The 15,405-nt window shown below is 52.3% G+C and carries 16 protein-coding genes, 1 tRNA gene and 2 pseudogenes; 6 read left to right on the forward strand and 13 right to left on the reverse strand.

Going from position 1 to position 15,405, the window contains the following annotated elements; all coding sequences use genetic code 11:
- Window positions 1-110: 110 nt before the first annotated feature.
- The 3 genes from ACQ4N8_RS27140 to ACQ4N8_RS27150 form a co-directional block, all read right to left on the reverse strand.
- Window positions 111-551, reverse strand: coding sequence for a YtxH domain-containing protein (locus ACQ4N8_RS27140; protein ID WP_430707487.1), 441 nt, complete (start codon window positions 549-551; stop codon window positions 111-113).
- Between the two features lie 172 nt (window positions 552-723).
- On the reverse strand, window positions 724-1,149 hold the full coding sequence (locus ACQ4N8_RS27145) for a DUF86 domain-containing protein (RefSeq protein WP_430707488.1): 426 nt from the start codon (window positions 1,147-1,149) through the stop codon (window positions 724-726).
- 90 nt (window positions 1,150-1,239) lie between these two features.
- Window positions 1,240-1,527 (reverse strand): Dabb family protein, encoded by a 288-nt coding sequence (locus ACQ4N8_RS27150; RefSeq protein ID WP_430707489.1) that lies wholly within the window; start codon window positions 1,525-1,527, stop codon window positions 1,240-1,242.
- Window positions 1,528-1,689: 162 nt separating this feature from the next.
- Here ACQ4N8_RS27150 and ACQ4N8_RS27155 point away from each other — a divergent pair, with 162 nt between their 5' ends.
- Both ACQ4N8_RS27155 and ACQ4N8_RS27160 read left to right on the forward strand, forming a co-directional pair.
- Window positions 1,690-2,001, forward strand: a complete 312-nt coding sequence (locus tag ACQ4N8_RS27155; protein ID WP_430707490.1) for a hypothetical protein — start codon at window positions 1,690-1,692, stop codon at window positions 1,999-2,001.
- Between the two features lie 206 nt (window positions 2,002-2,207).
- Window positions 2,208-2,280: transfer RNA gene (locus ACQ4N8_RS27160), tRNA-Ala, on the forward strand.
- Between the two features lie 87 nt (window positions 2,281-2,367).
- Here the strand turns inward: ACQ4N8_RS27160 and ACQ4N8_RS27165 are convergent.
- Window positions 2,368-2,637, reverse strand: a pseudogene (locus tag ACQ4N8_RS27165) (GyrI-like domain-containing protein); the annotation flags it as partial.
- Window positions 2,638-2,802: 165 nt separating this feature from the next.
- Window positions 2,803-3,381 (reverse strand): TetR/AcrR family transcriptional regulator, encoded by a 579-nt coding sequence (locus ACQ4N8_RS27170; protein WP_430707491.1) that lies wholly within the window; start codon window positions 3,379-3,381, stop codon window positions 2,803-2,805.
- Between the two features lie 170 nt (window positions 3,382-3,551).
- Between ACQ4N8_RS27170 and ACQ4N8_RS27175 the strand changes: the two genes are divergently transcribed.
- Entirely contained in the window at window positions 3,552-4,793 is a 1,242-nt protein-coding gene (locus ACQ4N8_RS27175) for an MFS transporter (protein WP_430707492.1), read from the forward strand.
- A gap of 95 nt (window positions 4,794-4,888) precedes the next feature.
- Here the strand turns inward: ACQ4N8_RS27175 and ACQ4N8_RS27180 are convergent, their stop codons facing one another.
- The 7 genes and pseudogenes from ACQ4N8_RS27180 to ACQ4N8_RS27210 form a co-directional block, all read right to left on the reverse strand.
- A complete protein-coding gene (locus ACQ4N8_RS27180; protein WP_430707493.1) occupies window positions 4,889-5,704 on the reverse strand; it encodes a hypothetical protein in 816 nt (271 codons plus the stop codon).
- 105 nt (window positions 5,705-5,809) lie between these two features.
- Window positions 5,810-5,995, reverse strand: a complete 186-nt coding sequence (locus tag ACQ4N8_RS27185) for an ATP-binding protein (RefSeq protein WP_430707502.1) — start codon at window positions 5,993-5,995, stop codon at window positions 5,810-5,812.
- Window positions 5,996-6,377: 382 nt separating this feature from the next.
- Window positions 6,378-6,981 (reverse strand): annotated as a pseudogene (locus ACQ4N8_RS27190) (response regulator transcription factor).
- A 903-nt stretch (window positions 6,982-7,884) separates the two neighbouring features.
- Complete coding sequence (locus ACQ4N8_RS27195; protein WP_430707494.1) at window positions 7,885-8,679, reverse strand: ABC transporter permease subunit; 795 nt, start codon at window positions 8,677-8,679, stop codon at window positions 7,885-7,887.
- A gap of 37 nt (window positions 8,680-8,716) precedes the next feature.
- The gene (locus ACQ4N8_RS27200; protein WP_430707495.1) at window positions 8,717-9,520 is read right to left on the reverse strand and encodes an ABC transporter permease subunit; all 804 of its coding nucleotides are present in this window, start codon (window positions 9,518-9,520) and stop codon (window positions 8,717-8,719) included.
- A gap of 6 nt (window positions 9,521-9,526) precedes the next feature.
- On the reverse strand, window positions 9,527-10,408 hold the full coding sequence (locus ACQ4N8_RS27205; RefSeq protein WP_430707496.1) for an ATP-binding cassette domain-containing protein: 882 nt from the start codon (window positions 10,406-10,408) through the stop codon (window positions 9,527-9,529).
- Between the two features lie 33 nt (window positions 10,409-10,441).
- The gene (locus ACQ4N8_RS27210) at window positions 10,442-11,056 is read right to left on the reverse strand and encodes a TetR/AcrR family transcriptional regulator (RefSeq protein ID WP_430707497.1); all 615 of its coding nucleotides are present in this window, start codon (window positions 11,054-11,056) and stop codon (window positions 10,442-10,444) included.
- Between the two features lie 262 nt (window positions 11,057-11,318).
- On the opposite strand from ACQ4N8_RS27210, the gene ACQ4N8_RS27215 reads away from it, so the two are divergent.
- From ACQ4N8_RS27215 to ACQ4N8_RS27225, 3 genes are read left to right on the forward strand one after another with little or no spacing between them, the layout of a single operon-like run.
- Complete coding sequence (locus ACQ4N8_RS27215; protein WP_430707498.1) at window positions 11,319-12,698, forward strand: ABC transporter substrate-binding protein; 1,380 nt, start codon at window positions 11,319-11,321, stop codon at window positions 12,696-12,698.
- A 54-nt stretch (window positions 12,699-12,752) separates the two neighbouring features.
- On the forward strand, window positions 12,753-13,640 hold the full coding sequence (locus ACQ4N8_RS27220) for a carbohydrate ABC transporter permease (protein WP_430707499.1): 888 nt from the start codon (window positions 12,753-12,755) through the stop codon (window positions 13,638-13,640).
- A gap of 23 nt (window positions 13,641-13,663) precedes the next feature.
- Window positions 13,664-14,497, forward strand: a complete 834-nt coding sequence (locus ACQ4N8_RS27225; protein ID WP_430707500.1) for a carbohydrate ABC transporter permease — start codon at window positions 13,664-13,666, stop codon at window positions 14,495-14,497.
- Between the two features lie 81 nt (window positions 14,498-14,578).
- Here the strand turns inward: ACQ4N8_RS27225 and ACQ4N8_RS27230 are convergent, their stop codons facing one another.
- On the reverse strand, window positions 14,579-14,812 hold the full coding sequence (locus ACQ4N8_RS27230; protein WP_430707501.1) for a DinB family protein: 234 nt from the start codon (window positions 14,810-14,812) through the stop codon (window positions 14,579-14,581).
- Window positions 14,813-15,405 lie beyond the last annotated feature (593 nt).

Consider the following 15,405-nt stretch of genomic DNA (forward strand, 5'->3'; position numbering starts at 1 on the left):
ATGACTCCTGTGCAATACAGGAATCATCTCATAAATGCTGCTTAATTCTTTTTTCCAAAGTGTCCTTGACTAAGGGGCCAGTTTACGGGTCCCCTTCCATGGAAAGTCCTTTATTTGCTTTCTTCTTCGGTTTCCGCAGTCGCCGCCGCTTCCGGAGCCGCTTCTTCCGTGTCGGCAGCCGTTTGTTCCTGCGTCACGACGCCAAGGACGACCGTCTCGCCGTCCGTTTCCTCTTCGCCTTCCTCGGCGATGCCGGACACCCGTGCTTCGGCGATATCCTCGCCGGTCACGTCATCTTTGGCAGCCCGGCGGCTTTGGATTTCATGGATCAGGCCTTCGGCGGTCTCCTTCACCTTGCCGACGATGACCGCGCCTTGCTCCGATACCTTACCGGCAACCTCCTGCGTCTTTTCGCCTACCTGACGGGCTCCGTCGGCGATATCCTTGCGCAGCTCTTTCCCCGCTTTGGGCGCAAACAGCAACGCCGTTACCGCTCCGGCGATCGTGCCGATGGCCGCACCCCACAACCAACCTTTGTTCCCTTTGCTCACGACTCATCTCTCCTTCTTGGCATTACCCTACTCCCGAAAGAGGATGGCGGCGGCCTCTGGCGAGTACCGTAAACCAGCGGATCAGGGCGAATGCCTATATAGTTAATCTATTATAAGCAGCAACGGTCTGTCTGGTCACACGCTGATGAGATTTATTTTAGAAATCCTCTCGTCAGGACGGAATGCCTTCCTGCTCCAGGTACTTCAGCACGTTCCCCGAAAAAGCCTCCAGGGTGCCCGGCAATCGCTTCTTCAACCCGTTCAGGCCGTTCCGGTTCCATGCGAAATACTCCTGGACCAACGGCTTGCGCAGGCGGACCAATTCCGTCAGCACGGCGTGCAGCCCGGAATCGATCACCTTCTCGTCATAAAGGATATCGATGATATCCTCGTAGCTGCTGGCGTCGCGCATAATAAAGCCGTCGATCAAATAACTGCCGACGTCGGTTACGATCTCCACGGCCAAATGCAGCGCGCGTTCCTCCGCATACCGCTCCATCAAGGAGGGCTCCTCTTTGGCGGTCTCGCGAAGCACTTGCAATAACTCCGGCAGCAGATCCAGCCGGCGTTCGATTTGTTCCCGGTTCACATAATACAAGGCAATGACCTCCTCGAAATGGTGCGGCTTGTCCTCATTGAGGGACGATGATATGGCGTTGAGGCCGATTCTTGCTCCCTAAAACCAACGTCAGAATTCGAAGTCTACCGCAACCTGGCTTTCGCGTACTTCCGTCATGTGCACGATGACTTTCTTATGCTCCGGATGAATCTGGTAGCCTTCCAAATCCTCCAGCGAATCGAAGGTAGCAATCAATGCGATATCATAAGAACGTGGGGAGCGGATCACGTCGGTGCCGACCTCCAGGCTGCGCAACTGCTCCACCTTGCCCTCCAAACCGCGCAGTACGGAAACCGTACGCTCGATGCTTTCCGGCGACGCATCCTTCAGCTTGAACAAGACGATATGTTTAATCATTCGGACATCTCTCCTTATGCTTTCGGTTCAGTATCTGTTCACAGCATAACATAATGGGTACCCGCAGAAAAGCGAATGAACCCGAACTCTATGAAACTATCAACATATGATATATTGTCTCTTTTGCTAGAGACGACTCCCTGAAGAAGGAGGTGAACCGTCATGAGCCTACTGCGTTTTTTGCTGAACGGCCCGTTGCGCAGACGCATCCGCATGCTGCAAGCCAAGCAAGAGCTATTGGCCAACCGGTTGGAAGAGCTGGAGCATACCGTCGCAGCCGCCTCTTTCCCGGATGCCGGCACCAGGCAGCGCTTGTCGATGTCCATTGGGCAAAGCATTACCCTGGAGACGGCGGAGACGACCCTGCGCGGCACCCTGGTCTCGATCCAACACGATTCGCTGGATCTCATCGATGAAATGGGCCAACATGTCCTCGTCCCCGCCGCAAGAATTACCGCCATTCGAAAGAGCTAGCCGGAGGCGCGTATTGTAGACATGGGGCTGGGCTTGGGTTGGGCATTCCCGTAGGCTTATCCCCGCCGCCTGCTCGCGTTCCTTGGGCAGGTGGTATTTCGGCCTCCGGCAGCTCGTCTGCCGGGGGATTTTTGGGATCGGACACTTTTTCCGAAAATGCAGTTGACAGCACGTCTACATTTTAATAAAATAAAATAGTCGCTCACGGGGCCTTAGCTCAGCTGGGAGAGCGCATCGCTGGCAGCGATGAGGTCAGGGGTTCGATCCCCCTAGGCTCCATAAAGAAAATCCGCAACCAATAAGGTTTGCGGATTTTTTGTTATGGAGACACGGGAAAGGACTCCGTCGGGTTCGCCCGCGCGGACGCTCTAAATCATCGAATGTATTTTCTTTTGTAGTTGCAAAACCAATCATATGAGTCAAGTACCCTTTTTCCTCCAAGAAACCTTCATCAAAATCGTAGGATACATTCAAGACTTGATGAGGATATAAATCGGCTAATTGATGCATTTCATTTCTTTGTTGTTCGGTAATTGACCGGGCTAACTCTAAGATAGTATTATTTTCACCTTCGAATTGAATTGGCACTCGTTTCGATAGTCCTACAATATTAAACTTCGCCTTCTTTTCAATTTTGGCAGGATACAAGATCCAGCGTAAAAATCCGTTGTTCCGCGGCTCGTCAAACCTGCCCATCCTTTCTCATCCTCTCCGGTTAATAATAAAAAAACCGCTCCGATACGCTCTTGCTCCCAAGAACAAGGCGTATCCAAGCGGTATATGCTTCACACGTTCCGGGATTCATTTCGCCGCAAGTCCCTCCAAAGCCCACTTCACCAAATTTTCAACGTAGTTCTCATCCAACTCGTCGCTTAGGAGCAAGAGCCTGTAAAAGATCGGTCCGTAGATTTGATCAAGGCATAATTCCACATCGAGACGGTCCTTCAATTCGCCGCGCCGGATTCCCCGTTCAATGATCTGGCTCGCCTCAAGCCGGCGAGGCCGAAAGTACCTCGAGCGGTAAGTTTCCGCCAGTCCGACATCAACTTGTCCTTCCCCGACCAACTCTTTGATGACATTCCCCTCCCGGCTTATCATAAACCGAACCAATCTCGTAACATGGATGACCAGATCCTGAAATACCGAACCCGTATCGGGAACCGGTATTCTAGCCGTAGATGCCGACAGGAACCCGTCCATCACAACCGCGGCTTTGTTGGGCCACCATTTATAGATCGTGGCTTTGCTGACCCCGGCCCGCTCCGCGATTTTCTCCACCGTGACCGATCCAAAGCCTTGTTCCAGCAACAATTCGTAGGAAGCGGCAAGAATGGCGTTTTGCGTTTCCGTGTTGCGCGGACGCCCTCTTTTGGCATTCATTTGCACCTACTCCTTTTCGAGAAAAAACTGTACGTTCATTATACTAAATATTCATCAAAGACCGGAAACAAAAATGTTATTTACAAAACGATACGTTCAGTATATTATTTAATCGTCGACAATTAGTAAACGATACGTTCAGTATTTAAATTGAATAAGGAGGTTTTCTTATGGAAACGAAACAAACTGCCCATAGTAAGCCGGTTTCAGGCTGGATCCTGTTTTTGTTAGCCGCCGCCTGTGGACTTATCGTAGCCAATCTGTATTATTCCCAAACCCTGGTCGGACCGATCAGCGCCGCCACGGGGCTAACTTCCGAGGCATCGGGATTTATCGTCACTTTAACGCAAATCGGGTATGTACTTGGTCTGTTGTTCATCGTTCCGCTCAGCGACATCGTTGAGAATCGGCGGCTCGTGTCCCTATTCCTGATCGTGGCCATCTGTGCCTTGGCGACGGCATCCTTCGCCGCAAGCGCCCCTCTGTTCCTCGCTGCATCGTTGTTTATCGGTCTGGGATCCGTGGTTGCCCAAATCCTGGTTCCCTATGCGACTTATTTGGCATCGGGACCCAATCAAGGCCGGGTGGTGGGGAACGTGATGAGCGGACTCTTGCTCGGGATCATGTTTGCCCGTCCCGTGGCCAGCTTCATTGCCGGCCTTTGGAAGTGGCAGGCCGTATTTGCCTTGTCCGCGGCGGCTATCGCTCTTTTAACGATTCTATTGTACCGGGTGCTTCCCGAACGCAAGCCGGAGCCTGCCTTAAGTTACGGCAAATTGATCGTTTCTTTGGGATCCCTTTTGAAGCAAACGCCGATCCTTCGCCGCCGGGCCGCTTATCAAGCTTGTCTTTTTGGCGTCTTTAGCCTCTTTTGGACCGTGGTTCCGCTATATTTGGCGGATGAATTCGGCATGACGCAGCAAGGGATCGCCTGGTTTGCGTTGGCCGGCGTGGGGGGCGCCATTGCCGCTCCGATCGCGGGAAGGCTCGCCGATAAAGGCTGGACCCCGTTGTTGACCGGATTGGCCATGAGCGTCGCCGCCTTGTCTTTTGTCCTGACCTATCTTGTTCACGGTCATTCGACGGCATCCCTCGCCCTGCTCGCTCTTGGCGCGATTCTGCTGGACATGGCCGTATCGGGAAATCTGGTGCTTGGACAGCGGGCGGTGTATTCCCTCGGCAATGAAGCCAGAGGACGCCTCAACGGGTTATTTATGGCTATCTTTTTCATCGGCGGGGCCATTGGATCGTCTTTGGGCGGGTGGTCTTATGCTTACGCCGGCTGGAGCTTCACCTCCCTGATCGGCATCATCGTACCGCTGCTGGCCCTGGTTTACTTTTTTACCGAAAGAAGAACCGGAGCCAAGGAAGACACCGCCTCCCTTCCCGTTGAGAGCAGCCCGCAAGAATAACCCGACGAGGAAAGTGTCAGCTGCGGAAAAACGCCGGAATCCTATCCCTAAACGATAGGACCCGGCGCTTTTGCCTTTTTCCGACGCCGCTTGTTTTATTTTTCGAAGGCTGCGGCGGCTGCGGCGACCGTCTGAACCTGCGTCAGCGTCAGTCCGTCCGTGCCAAAGACCGACCCGGTATCCGCGATTTCCGCAAACGCGCTGGCGCTGCTGCTGAAGAGCTTGGGCGTTCCGGTGGAATCCTCGTAGAGTTCATCTTTGACGGGAAGTCCCGTTTCCGGATCAAGAAATGCGATCAGTTGTGCATTAACCTGCGTATCGTCATCGATGTAGGATTGATAGCTTTGCATGATCTTATTTAAGGTTTTCCCGTCGGCGGTTTGCTCCGTGCCGATGGAGGTCCAACTGCCGTCCCGGTAATATTCCTTGCGGGCTTCGAATTCTGTGGCGGGAAATTTGATTCTTGCAAAACCTTCCGGATCATCCGTTTTTTTCACGATCTTCCCGCGCAGCGGATTGCCATTTGCATCTCTCTGGATGTACACCAGTTCGGCTCCTCCCTCGAGGCGGTACGTGCTTCGATAGCTCAGCAGCTTGTGATCCGCCGAATATTCCCGGGAATCCATGCGGTAATCCTTCGTTTCCGGGTTATACCAATATTCCATCGTCACATTCTGGCTGCCGTCGGTTCTCGCATACTCGTTTTTGCTGTATTCAACCATTCCTTGCGCGGTGCCGATCGTATTGGAAACGTCGGCGATTCCAGGGGCGGTCATCACCGCGTTTTTGGGGACTGCGTCCCCGAAGCTGGCCGTAAAGGCGGAAATCGTGCCGAGACTTCCGAGGACGAGTGCCGACGCCAGGATGGTGCCGGCGATTTTTTTGCTTGAACCGAGAGTTTTCAGTTTCATGTCGTTTACCTCCGAGTTTTGTTTTTTGCAGGCAGGATAGCTTTATTCCGACTTGCAAAACCATCATAAAAAAACGTTATTTCAGAAGTATCGGGAAGTTGTAAATTAGTTGTATATCATCGGCAGCGCGACTCTGACCTTCGTCCCCTCGTTCAGACGGCTTTCGATCCCGATCTCGCCAGCATGCAAGCGGACGATTTCCGCGCAAATGGAAAGCCACAGCCCCGCGCCGTGATGAGCCCGCTTGCGACGATTAAATAGCTTCGGGGGCCGATATCCCGAATGACATATTTGCGCTCTGCCCCGTCCTGCACCTCAAGCTCCCGCCTCGGGCCGGCCAACGATTCGCTGAAATCGGTAAACACCGTTTGACCGTAATCATCCTTAATTTCCGTCGACACGAGCTCGGAATCGAAGACGTTCAAATATTTCTGAGCGTTATGCCGCAAAAAAAAGTTAGCATCGTTTTTCGCCGAGTCGACCAGCGCATCCAGTTGATAAAGATACCCCCAATCCGTCTCGATCCGGGACTGCAGGACCAACTCTTCGGACAGGCCCTGGTCGATCTCCCTCGCCAGATTCGTGTTGAAATGCTCGATCAGGTAAAAGGAAGAGATGTTGAACAGCAGCTCGAACAGAAGGAAGGTCCCCCAAAAAACCTTTTGCCAAAGCCTCATGGCTGGACCTCCAGCCGGTAGCCGTATTTGTAGATCGTTTTGATCCGGTCTTCCCAGCCGAGCTTTTTGCGGAGTTTCTGGATATGGATGTCGACGGTGCGCGTCTCGCCGAAATAATCGTAGCCCCAGACGAGCTCGACGATTTTTTCCCGGGACAAGGCTTTATTTTTGTGGTTGATGAGGAGCAGCAGCAGCTCGTATTCCTTCATTGTCAGCTCGATCGCCGTGCCGTCCCGCTTGATGGTCCGCTCCGCCTGGTTGATCTTGAGACCCTCGCAGGTGATCGAATCCTCCTTCCAGCCGTAACGGCGAAGCACCGCTTCGATTCTGGCCAACAGCTCCATCGCTTCGAAAGGCTTGACGATGTAGTCGTCCGCCCCCATTTTGAGCCCTTTGACTTTATCGGCCAGGCCGTTCCGCGCCGTCAGAAAAATCACCGGAAATGTCCAACAAGATCAAATGCGGGGCAAAACTGGAAAGCACGCGGTGAACCTCTTCTCCGCAGTAGGCTTGTCCGCACTCGTAGCCGGCCAGCTCCAGATTCAGTTTAATCAGGTCAGAAATGGCCTGATCGTCTTCGATGATCATGATTTTTTCCATCGTTAGGCTCCCCGAAAGACCTTAGGTTTTTATCGTTCTCCATCCCATACCTTAATGCAGAAACATGGACAATCTATCTCCAAGTTGTAAACAAGTTGTAAAAGATTATAACATTACAAAATAACCCAAATTCGAGGATTGGGAGAGTAGCTGTCGGTTCAAGTCCTAGCGAACCGGGACGGTGGAAACCGGTACTGGGCGGGCAGCGAAACGGACCCATGAGAATGACAAGAGTGGTACCGCGAACGCGCAGCCAATGGTTAAAACAACGCATCGAATCGTCCGTAAAGCGTCTCTGTTCCGGCTCCGGACCGCATGTAAAAGAACTAGACAGCCGAGCGATCCGAGCCGTCGTCAGCGCAGCGTTGACGACGGCTCGGATAAAATTCGACTGTCTTGGGGGCAGTGACGAATTCTCTTGGATGACTTTCACGTCAAATTCCATTAGCGTTACATTAAAGGGTTCATGACTTGTTGTTGTCTCTGCCTGCTGCTTTGCACGATTATCCCTTTCGATAAGGGATAAAGAGCCGGGGGCTAGGGTAAGGGATAAAGAAATTAGGGAAAATAGCTTTTTTGTCCTAAACCCATCTCATGATCTTGAACCGACCTGTTTCTCCACAAACCCCAATATTTTCTTTCCGATATTGTCTGTTTCTCTGTTACCGCCTGCTACATGATCAAACGGGATAATTGTGCAAAGCGTCCGGACAACGAGTATTGACTTACGCCAAAATCGGTTGCCGGCTTGATTGTCAAGCACGGATATACTGACCCAAAGATGATGTAGATTTCCACATGAGCCGGACGACGTTTTACCGCCAATGCTGCCTCAAAAGCAAAGACGCGGCCTTAGTTTCCGGCCGCGTCTTTGGGTATTCGGGTTGACTGTTGAGCGGCAAATCAAACGCTCAATTCGCGCTTTCGGTACAGGACGTAAGTGGAAACGGCCAAAACGGCCGCCAGAGCGATGGAAAGCGCGGCGATCCCCGCGTGTATGCCTTCCCCTTCGACAATACGCGAATAGCTGAAATACTTAAAGGGAGAAAGCAAGTTCAGAAAGTTCAGGCGGTCCGTCATATCGGTAATCTTGGCAATGACAAAGGATGCCAGCATGATTCCCGTCGCCATGGAGCCCGAGGCTTTAGGCCGTTTCAGCAGGGACGATAACGCAGCCCCGAGCGACAGGAAAATAAGCTGAACCAACAACATGCTCCCCAGAAATTGCACGATTTCTCCCGTGATGTCCGGCCCTTTGTTGTAGGCAGCGACCATCGCGATTGAGGATACCAGAGAGACAAGATTCAGGGTCACGACATTCGTCAGAGCGGCCAACAGTTTGGACGTGACGACGGTTCCCCGCGATACCGGTTTGGCCATCAGGAATTCGACCGTTTTATCGCGCTCCTCCTTCGCGATGATTCCGCTCCCCAACAGGACGGCGTGAATCGCGGCCGTAAGCTCGATATACAAAAACAGCATGGCAAAAAATCCGCTCATTTGCGTGACATCAAACGACCCCATGCCGAGCAAAGCTTTCATGGTTTTCGGCATGTCGTTAAATACGTCGGCGCTGGCTCCTCCGGCAGAATAAGCCGTATATTTGCTCATGCCGCTGACGACCAGTAAAAACATGCATACGCTCCATATGATCAGGGCCTTCCGGTACGCCTTCAGTTCCCTCCAAAAAATATTCATCGCAAAACCTCCAAATCGATGGAATCCGTGAAGCCGCTCAGCTTACGGCATGGATATCTTTTTTCAAATACACAATGTAACTTAACGCTACCGCAGCCACTACGATCAAGGCACCGGCAATCAGATAAGGCGTCTCGTACCGGGCATGGGCCATAATGAACGTATTATCGAAATATTTAAAGGGAGAGATATACCGCGCTGCCCGATCTTCTTTGCCGCTCGCGACCAAAGCGCCGATCATGTACAAACCGAACACGACGCCCAGCGATAAGGGAAGCACGTTCTTAAGCTTGGCGAAAAACACGGAGGCCGCCATGCCGATAGCCAGAAAAATCAGCTGGATGAAAAACAGGGACAGGTTGATCATAAAAAACAGCTTTTGGCTAAAATCCTCGGTTTTTACGCCACCGGCGATAATTGACGTTACCGCATAGAAAACGACGTCCGTAGCGACAATGATCGAAAAAGCCGCTACCAGCTTGGCAGTCACGATTGATGCGCGGGAGACGGGTTTCACCAGCAGGAAATCCGCCGTTCGCTCCCTGGATTCCTTCGTCAAAATGGATACGCCGAGATTCATCGCTTGAATCGCCCCGCATAACACGATGAAAGAAAAGATCATGGAGTATAACCCCAGGATCGAGGTGATCGTATCCAAATCGATGCCAAGCATTTCCCTGACGGCTTCCGGATAGCTGCCGAGCAGCTTTTTGAAATCCACCGCGTCGCTTGCCATGCTGGGATAGATGGACAAATAAATGGCGGCTAAGGCGATCATCGCGCAAGTCCAAACAAGAGCGGATTTCCTCATGGACTTGAGTTCATGCACATACATATTCATGACGGCTTAGTCCTCCTTCACATAGTAATGCATGAAGATCTCCTCCAAATCGGGCTCTTCAATGGAAATATTGGTCAGCTCGACTTCGGCAACTTTTTTCATCACCGCGTTGATGTTGCCCTTAAAGATAAAGCTTGCCGTATTATCCATAACGACGAAATTGCTGACGCCGTCCATCTCAAATAAAGCTTTGGCGATCCCGGATTTAGCTTCGAGGCTGAACTTTTTATAGCTGTTCTCCTGCAGGTCGCTCATCTTCTCCTGTTTGATGATCCGCCCTTCTTTAATGAAGGCTACCCGGCTGCACATTTTCTGCACCTCGCTCAGGATATGAGACGAAAAAAACACGGTTGCGCCCTTCCGGTTTTCCTCCGCGATGAGTTCGAAAAATTTCTGCTGCATCAGCGGATCAAGGCCGCTTGTAGGCTCATCGAGAATGATCAATTTGGGCTCATGAAGCAGCCCTTGTACGATACCGACTTTTTTCTTGTTGCCGAAGGAAAGGTCATCGATTTTCTTTTTCAGATCGAGGTCCATGATCTCGGCCAGTTCCTTGATCCGTTTCGTGCAGTCCTTTTTGTAAAAACTGGCGGAATACTTTAACAGGTCAATGACGCGCATGCCGTCATAATAAAATACCTCCGAAGGCAGATAACCCAGCTCCCTCCGGATTTCGGGATACTCGGTGCAGCTCTTGCCGAAAATGGTTGCGCTGCCGCTCGTAGGATAAATGAGTCCAAGCAGTGTCCGGATCGTCGTCGATTTCCCCGCTCCGTTGGGACCGATAAAGCCGAAGATTTCCCCCTGCTCCACCCGCAAATTCACGTCCGTGATGCCTCTGGCCTTGCCGTAATATTTGGTAAGATTTTTCACTTCAATAACGCTCATGGTACGCCCTCCCCTTCGTAATGAACCGCCCGGCTACAAATATTCCGGTTTATATAAATGGGTTCTCAGCAGATCGAAGCTGCGATAAAATTCGTTGCCGATCACGCGAATATCAAACTCGGCATGATTGGATAGCTGATTCGTATAGCCTTCCGCCATCCACGTCAGCATTTTCAACAGCAGATGCGCATCGACGCCGTCCTTGAATTTGGTCAGGTCCAGGCCGCTGAAGACGAACTGGTTGCGAAAAACCTCGCTTTTGGCAAACAACGCCGCGATATCCTCGGCCACTTCCTCATTCGTTTCAAAGTACACGCCGGTTAAAAAAAAGAGAACGGCCGTATGTTTCTCCATCAAGGCGATTTTGAGATCGGTTGCTTGCTTGATCCTTTCGAAAAAATCGGTCGTCGTCTTGGCGTCCCCTGCCTCCATCGCATGGATCACCAAATCGCTGCAGTATTCGATCAAATAAAGATACAGCGCTTTTTTCGTGCCGAAATAGTGGAACACCATCGCTTTCGAGATTCCGGCTTCCGCAGCGATGTCGCTAATCGACGTTTTTTTGTAGCCGTTGGTACCGAAGCAACTCAACGCGGCATCGATAATGCCGTGTTGCTTGTCGATAGGCAAGCTGAAAAACTTCTCCATGATTTCACCTCCAAACAACCATAAACCGATTCGGTCGATAAGATCATACCTCCATAAACCGATTCGGTCAATACCATTTTTCCCGAATCAAAGCCGACAAATCACCCCGCCTATTTCCGCCGCATACCATTAAGCAACGAAGGCCAAAAACCAGAATAATTCTTTCGTGAGGCAAGTATGTTTTACTGGGAGGCATGAAAGCGGATACATTGCAACATCTTTCACTACCGGGCTGAACTTTAAAAATCAGGGAGGGAACAACATGGCGTTCATGAAGAAGGGAATCTGGGTCATTACTTCCGTCGTATTAGGTGTGGCTTTATGCGGGGCGTTGCTTTTCGGATGCTCCAAGTCGGACGAAGGGGCGAACGGATCCGGTAAAACAACGATCACGATTACGTACCGGGATGATGGAGCCGGCGAAAAGGGGACGCTCTACAAATGGATCACCGAGATTGCCGCCGATTACCCGAACCAAAATGTGGAGATTAAGCCGACGCCGATTCAAGCTTCCGAAGGCGACTATTTCGCCAAAATTGCCTTGGCCCTGAAATCCAAGGATACCGCCCCGGACATCGTGACGGAGGATACCTTCATCCTGAACTCCGATGCCAGCGCAGGCTACCTGGAACCGCTTGATGACCGGTTGAAAGAATGGGAGGACTGGACGAACGGTTCCTTTATCGAAGCGATGAAAAAAGGCGTGACCGCCAGCGACGGCAAGGTCTATGGCGTCCCGTACAACACGGATTCGCGCGGCCTTTGGTACAACAAGGAGATTTTCAAGCAGGTTGGCCTGCCCGAGGACTGGCAGCCGAAGAACTGGGATGAAGTACTGGACGCGGCCAGAACAGTTAAGGAAAAAGCTCCCGACATCGTACCGATCTGGATGAACATGGGCAAAGCGACCGGGGAAGCCACCTCCATGCAGACCTACGAAATGCTGCTGTACGGTACAGGCGAACGGCTGTACGACGATGCCAGCGGTAAATGGATCATCCAGAGCCAAGGCATCCTGGACGCACTCGGCTTTATTGAAACCGTTAATAAAGAGCAGCTCGGCCCGCCGCTCTCCAAATTGCTCAACGGGCAAGCCGGCAACACCGCGTCCCGCGAATATTTGCCTCAAGGCAAATTAGCGATCTCCCTCGACGGCTCCTGGATCACCGGCAACTACCTGGAGAACGGCGCCGCTCCCTGGCCGGAGTACAAAGACGTGCTTGGCTTCGCCCCGATGCCTACGAGCCAAGGCCAGGAACCGGGGTCGATCACCCTCGCCGGAGGCTGGGCGCTCTCGATCCCAAGCAATGCCAAACACAAGGACGAAGCCTGGGAGTTCATCAAATACGCCTTGAATAAAGATAATAGCCAGAAGCTCGTCACGGCCTCGGGGAACATCACCGTCCGTGCCGACGTCGCCAAGGACCCGGGATATACGAAAATGCCGTTTAACGAAATCGCCACGGAATATTTGCAAAATGCCGAATTCCGTCCGGCCCAGGATAAATATCCGGAAGTTTCGACGCAAATCCAAACGATGGTTGAATCCGTCGCAACGGGCACCTCGCCCGCCGACGCGGCCAAAAAGTACGCGCAGGATGTAACCCGGATCGTCGGCGAAGACCATATCCTGCAAAAATAACGAAGGATCCCAAACTAGCGGCAAACGCCTTGCCTGCCGGAAGGAGAGCGAACCATGAGCAGCATGACGGCTGAGGTTTATTCCAAAAAACGAAACACGTTCACGTGGCTCTATTTTTTACTCCCTTCGATCGCGATAATGCTGGTGTTTTTTATCTATCCGGTCTTTCTGACCTTCTTCTATTCCTTCACCAACCTTGCGTTAACCGGGGAATCCGCCAGGGAACTGAAATTTATCGGGTTTGATAACTATGCGCGCATGTTTGAAGATCCGACGGTTCGCATCAGCATCTGGAATACGCTGATCTTCCTGTTCGGTTCGGCGGTCATCGGGCAGCAAGTGCTCGGTTTCTTTATCGCCTTGTTAATGAAGCATAAGAACAAGTCGTTCCGCCGCGTCATCGGAACGATCGTCCTGGCCGGCTGGGTTACCCCGGAGATCGTCTGCGCCTTGTGCCTGTACAGCTTCTTCGGAGATGAAGGGACGCTGAATTCGATCATTACTTTCCTCGGCATCCCGGCAGTGACCTGGTTGTACACGGTGCCGATGCTGACGATCATTCTCGCCAACATCTGGCACGGAACGGCCTTCTCCATGCTCGTGTTCCAGGCAGCGCTTGACGATGTGCCTAACGAAGTGGAGGAAGCCGCGGTCGTGGACGGAGCCAGCCGATGGCAGGTGTTGACCCGGATCATCATTCCTTATATTAAGGAGACGTTCACAACCAACATGATGCTGGTCACCCTGCAGACTTTGGGCGTTTTCGGGCTCATCTACGCCATGACCGGCGGTGGGCCTGGAACGTCGACAACGACCCTGCCGATTTTTATGTATAACCAGGCCTTCGTCAACTATCAGCTTGGATATGGAACCGCGATTTCCCTGTTGCTCCTGCTCATCGGGATCGTACTCAGCTTGTTCTATATCCGCTCGATGAAATAGTCCAACTACAAGGAGACCTTCATATGAACGCTAAGCAACGGAAAATCATTTATCGGATCCTGCCGTATGCGATACTGACGTTTATCGGGATATGCTTCGTCCTGCCGCTGCTGTGGGTGATGGTCGCATCGATCGACAGCAACGCGATGCAGACGCTGAAGCTGCCGCATCGAGTGACGGCGGACAACTACATCGAGGTCATCACCAGCCGGGAAAACCAGCGCGCTTTCCTGATCGGGCTGATCATGTCGTTGGGGCAGGCGGTCCTTGTCGTATTGCTGGCATTGCTCGCCTCTTATCCCTTATCCCGATATCAGATGAAATATAAGAAGCCGTTTATGCTGACGATCCTGTTCATGACCTCGCTGCCGATCACCGCGGTGATGGTCCCGGTTTACCAACTGTTCCTCAGCCTGAATTTGTATGATCAGATCTTTGGCGTGATCTTGTTCTACGTAGCGTCTTCGATGCCGTACGGCATATGGATGCTCAAAAATTTCATGGACTCCGTGCCGCACGATCTGGAAGAAGCGGCCTGGGTCGACGGAGCCTCCGTATTCATGGGAATCCGCAAGGTCATTGCTCCGCTGATGATTCCGGGGATATGTACCGTGGCGATCTTTACGTTTTCGGGTAGCTGGGGGAACTTCTTCGTTCCCTACATTCTGCTCCAGAACCCCGAGAATTTCCCGGCTTCCTTGAAGCTATATCAATTTTTCGGGCAATACGGCATGGTGGAATACGGCAATCTGGCTGCCTTCTCGATCTTGTACGCCATCCCCTCGATTGTTCTATATATCCTTTCGCAACAGTTTATGTCCAAAGGCTTTGGGCTGCAAGGCGGAACGAAAGGATAACCGGCAAAAACGGCCGCTCCCCGGATGCAATCCGTCGGGAGCGGCCGTTTGCTATGCCTGATCAGACCCATGCCATGTTACTCATCCTTCGACTTCGCCTTCAAGGTGATGCGCCTGATGCATCAAAGTAAACCTTAGGGAAGCCCCGTTAGGCCACGGTTCCCCCATCATCTCCGTCGAATCGCGCAGCCATTCGTCCGTCCACTGCGATTGAACCGCCTCGACCAGAGCCCCGCTGATGCGCCGGTATTCCTCGGCGATCGCCGCCGCCGACCAGGGAACCTGATCCCCTCCGGCGGGCCCTGCAAATTCCAAACCACAGTGGGTCATATAATGGATCGAATTGACCAGGCAAGAAAAACGGAAGGGCACTGACAGCTTGAGGACAGGGAAGGCCGATGGGTTGGGCGGCAGATCAGCACTCGCTGTCCGGACGCTTTGCATGATTATCCCGTTTGATCAGGTAGCAGTGAACAGACAGCTCAGGGAGAGAATATGTTGTGGAAAAGCAGATAGGTTCGAGATAATGAGACGGTCTTAGGAGAAGTAAGCAGATTTGGAGAAGTGAAGCAGACCGGACGAGAGATGGAGGACAAGATGCGGGCAAGCGAAAAGACCGTGATTTCGCTGCAGCCTGAACCCTTCCGTCTACAGCAACGCCCGCACCGCTCATGCTAACCCACCCCCATCAAGTTGATCCGCTTTATGCTAATCCCCACCGTTCAAGTGCCTCGATCAGGCCGCAGCCGCAAGGGGTTGATTTGATTGGCGTCCGATCAATTGGCGATAGGTAATCGCCGGAATCCCCACACACATGCGCAGCAACGTCTGCCGCATCGTTTCTTCCGCTCCGGGCAGGCGCAGCCGGCGGCGTACGGTGTACTCGTTCAGATACGCCTGCAGATGCT

The sequence above is a fragment of the Paenibacillus macerans genome (assembly GCF_050565405.1).
Lineage (GTDB): Bacteria > Bacillota > Bacilli > Paenibacillales > Paenibacillaceae > Fontibacillus > Fontibacillus macerans_B.

What these genes read in the sequence shown, in the direction of transcription:
- ACQ4N8_RS27215 (WP_430707498.1), top strand. Translation starts at nt 11,319, where the DNA reads ATGGCGTTCATGAAGAAGGGAATCTGGGTCATTACTTCCGTCGTATTA.
- ACQ4N8_RS27180 (WP_430707493.1), bottom strand. Translation starts at nt 5,704, where the DNA reads ATGAAACTGAAAACTCTCGGTTCAAGCAAAAAAATCGCCGGCACCATC.
- ACQ4N8_RS27175 (WP_430707492.1), top strand. Translation starts at nt 3,552, where the DNA reads ATGGAAACGAAACAAACTGCCCATAGTAAGCCGGTTTCAGGCTGGATC.
- ACQ4N8_RS27155 (WP_430707490.1), top strand. Translation starts at nt 1,690, where the DNA reads ATGAGCCTACTGCGTTTTTTGCTGAACGGCCCGTTGCGCAGACGCATC.
- ACQ4N8_RS27205 (WP_430707496.1), bottom strand. Translation starts at nt 10,408, where the DNA reads ATGAGCGTTATTGAAGTGAAAAATCTTACCAAATATTACGGCAAGGCC.
- ACQ4N8_RS27220 (WP_430707499.1), top strand. Translation starts at nt 12,753, where the DNA reads ATGAGCAGCATGACGGCTGAGGTTTATTCCAAAAAACGAAACACGTTC.
- ACQ4N8_RS27170 (WP_430707491.1), bottom strand. Translation starts at nt 3,381, where the DNA reads ATGAATGCCAAAAGAGGGCGTCCGCGCAACACGGAAACGCAAAACGCC.
- ACQ4N8_RS27225 (WP_430707500.1), top strand. Translation starts at nt 13,664, where the DNA reads ATGAACGCTAAGCAACGGAAAATCATTTATCGGATCCTGCCGTATGCG.
- ACQ4N8_RS27210 (WP_430707497.1), bottom strand. Translation starts at nt 11,056, where the DNA reads ATGGAGAAGTTTTTCAGCTTGCCTATCGACAAGCAACACGGCATTATC.
- ACQ4N8_RS27200 (WP_430707495.1), bottom strand. Translation starts at nt 9,520, where the DNA reads ATGAATATGTATGTGCATGAACTCAAGTCCATGAGGAAATCCGCTCTT.
- ACQ4N8_RS27150 (WP_430707489.1), bottom strand. Translation starts at nt 1,527, where the DNA reads ATGATTAAACATATCGTCTTGTTCAAGCTGAAGGATGCGTCGCCGGAA.
- ACQ4N8_RS27195 (WP_430707494.1), bottom strand. Translation starts at nt 8,679, where the DNA reads ATGAATATTTTTTGGAGGGAACTGAAGGCGTACCGGAAGGCCCTGATC.